General features: G+C 71.2%; 2 protein-coding genes and 1 pseudogene. All 3 read left to right on the top strand.

Annotated features, from left to right (window positions below; all coding sequences use genetic code 11):
* The first annotated feature begins 181 nt into the window (after positions 1-181).
* Positions 182-631 carry an Lrp/AsnC family transcriptional regulator gene (locus FNQ90_RS19870; protein ID WP_143620425.1) on the top strand — a complete coding sequence of 150 codons (450 nt, stop codon included), beginning with the start codon at positions 182-184 and terminating at the stop codon, positions 629-631.
* Positions 632-801: 170 nt separating this feature from the next.
* The gene (gene mqnE / locus FNQ90_RS19865; protein WP_182607611.1) at positions 802-1968 is read left to right on the top strand and encodes an aminofutalosine synthase MqnE; all 1167 of its coding nucleotides are present in this window, start codon (positions 802-804) and stop codon (positions 1966-1968) included.
* An 84-nt stretch (positions 1969-2052) separates the two neighbouring features.
* Positions 2053-2389: pseudogene (locus FNQ90_RS19860) on the top strand (GNAT family N-acetyltransferase); the annotation flags it as partial.

Genomic DNA, 2389 nt, shown 5'->3' with positions numbered 1-2389 from the left:
GGGGTCAGCTGGGGGGTGGGGCCGCGCGGTCGCAGGCCACGAACCCCCGATAGCCTTGGAATCGGAGGTCGAACCGGTACGGTGCCGGTGCGCACCGGCACGGCGGTACGGCGTCCCCGGGGCACGGGGACGGGGACTGTTCGGACCACGGGTGACGGACGGCGGGAGGCAGGGGGCGGACATGGACGCGGTGGACAGGCAGCTCATCCAGGCGTTGCGGGAGAACGGGCGCGCCTCCTACGCGGAGCTGGGCCGTCTGGTCGGTCTCTCCGGCCCGAGCGTGACCGACCGGATCAACCGGTTGGAGGCGGCCGGGGTGATCACCGGTTACCGGGCCACCGTCAACTCCGCGTCCCTGGGCATGGGGGTGACCGCCCTCATCGGCATCCAGCTCTCGGACGCCACCGATCACCAGGAGATCGCGCACCGGCTGCGGGACCTCCAGGAGATCGAGGACTGTTGGTTCATCGCCGGCGACGACTCCTACATGCTCAAGGTCCGTGCTCCCGACGTGGACGGCCTGGAGCGGATCATCCGCCGGCTGTCGGGCACCCGGGGCGTCTCGCGCACCCGCACCACCATCGTGCTCTCCACCAAGTGGGAGAACCGGGTCGGCGCGCTGCCCGAGTAGTCCGGGACGCGGGGGCCGGGCCGGTCGGCGGAAACCCCGGGGACACGGCGTAACCTCGTCGGAGGGCCGGTCGCACGACCGGCGTGGCCGGTCCGCCGGGCGGGCCGGGAACGAACAGCGGACACCCCGGGCTGTGCCGGGCGGTCCGGATGAGCGAGGAGGCGCGACACATGGACGCGGGGCTCAAGCGCGAGCTGGAGGAGAAGGTCCGTGCCGGCGAGCGGCTGAGCCGCGAGGACGGCGTCGCCCTCTACGAGTCCGACGACCTGGCCTGGCTGGGCGGGCTGGCGCACGAGGTGCGCACCCGCAAGAACGGCGACGTCGTGTACTTCAACGTCAACCGCCACCTGAACATGACCAACGTGTGCACGGCCTCGTGCGCGTACTGCTCCTTCCAGCGCAAGCCGGGGGAGAAGGACGCCTACACCATGCGCATCGAGGAGGCGGTGCGGTTGGCGAAGGCGATGGAGGGCGAGAGCCTCACCGAACTGCACATCGTCAACGGCCTGCACCCCACCCTGCCCTGGCGGTACTACCCCCGGTCGCTGCGGGCGCTGAAGGAGGCACTGCCGAAGACGGTGCAGCTCAAGGCGTTCACCGCCACCGAGATCCACCACTTCGAGACCATCTCCGGACTCTCCGCCTCCGAGATCCTCGACGAGCTGATCGACGCCGGTCTGGAGTCGCTCACCGGCGGCGGCGCCGAGATCTTCGACTGGGAGGTCCGGCAGCACATGGTGGACCACCGCACCCACTGGGAGGACTGGTCCCGCATTCACCGCCTGGCGCACGAGAAGGGTCTGAAGACGCCCTGCACGATGCTGTACGGGCACATCGAGGAGCCCCGACACCGGGTGGACCACGTGCTGCGGCTGCGCGAACTCCAGGACGAGACCGGTGGCTTCCAGGTCTTCATTCCGCTGCGCTACCAGCACGACTTCGTGGACATGAAGGACGGCAAGATCCGCAACCGCCTCCAGGCCCGCACCACCATGGCCACCGGGGCCGAGGCGCTGAAGACCTTCGCGGTCTCCCGGCTGCTGTTCGACAACGTCCCGCACGTGAAGGTGTTCTGGGTGATGCACGGCGTGCAGACCGCGCAGCTCGCCCTCCAGCACGGTGCCGACGACATGGACGGCTCGGTGGTGGAGTACAAGATCACCCACGACGCGGACTCCTTCGGGACCCCGGACAAGCTGACCCGCGACGACCTGCTGGAGCTGATCCGCGACGCCGGTTTCCGGCCGGTGGAGCGCAACACCCGGTACGAGGTCATCCGTTCCTACGACGGTCCGGACCCCGACCGGCGTGAGGAGCCGCAGCCGATGCGGTTGTGACGCCCGGCACGGGGCCGCGCGGCCCCGTCGTCCGGTGGGCGGAATCCCCCCGGCCCCGCCGGGGGACGGGGCTAGGGTCGCGCCATGAACGTGCAGTATGAAACGACCACCGGGCTCTCCCCGGAGGACGCCGCGGGGCTGCGGTCGCTGTGGGCGGAGGTCACCAACGCGGGGGGCGCCGTCGGCCTCGTGCCGCCGGTGGGCCCGGGCGATGTCGCACCGCTGCTGGAGGAGCACGAGCGGCAGCTCACCGACGGTTCGGCGGAGTTGGTCCTGGGGCGGACCGAGCCGCCGGCCGGGGCGGGCGCGGCGGATCGGACCGCGCCGGGCCGGCCGGTCGCGGTGGCCTTCCTGCGCTTCAACACCCACCTGCTCATGCGCCACTGGGCCTGGGCCTACCGCGTGATGCTCCACCCCGACC

Source organism: Streptomyces alkaliphilus (genome assembly GCF_014141535.1).
Classification (GTDB): Bacteria; Actinomycetota; Actinomycetes; order Streptomycetales; family Streptomycetaceae; genus Streptomyces; species Streptomyces alkaliphilus.
Note: the sequence above shows the minus strand (reverse complement) of the source record. Positions and strands in the feature narration are given on the sequence as shown.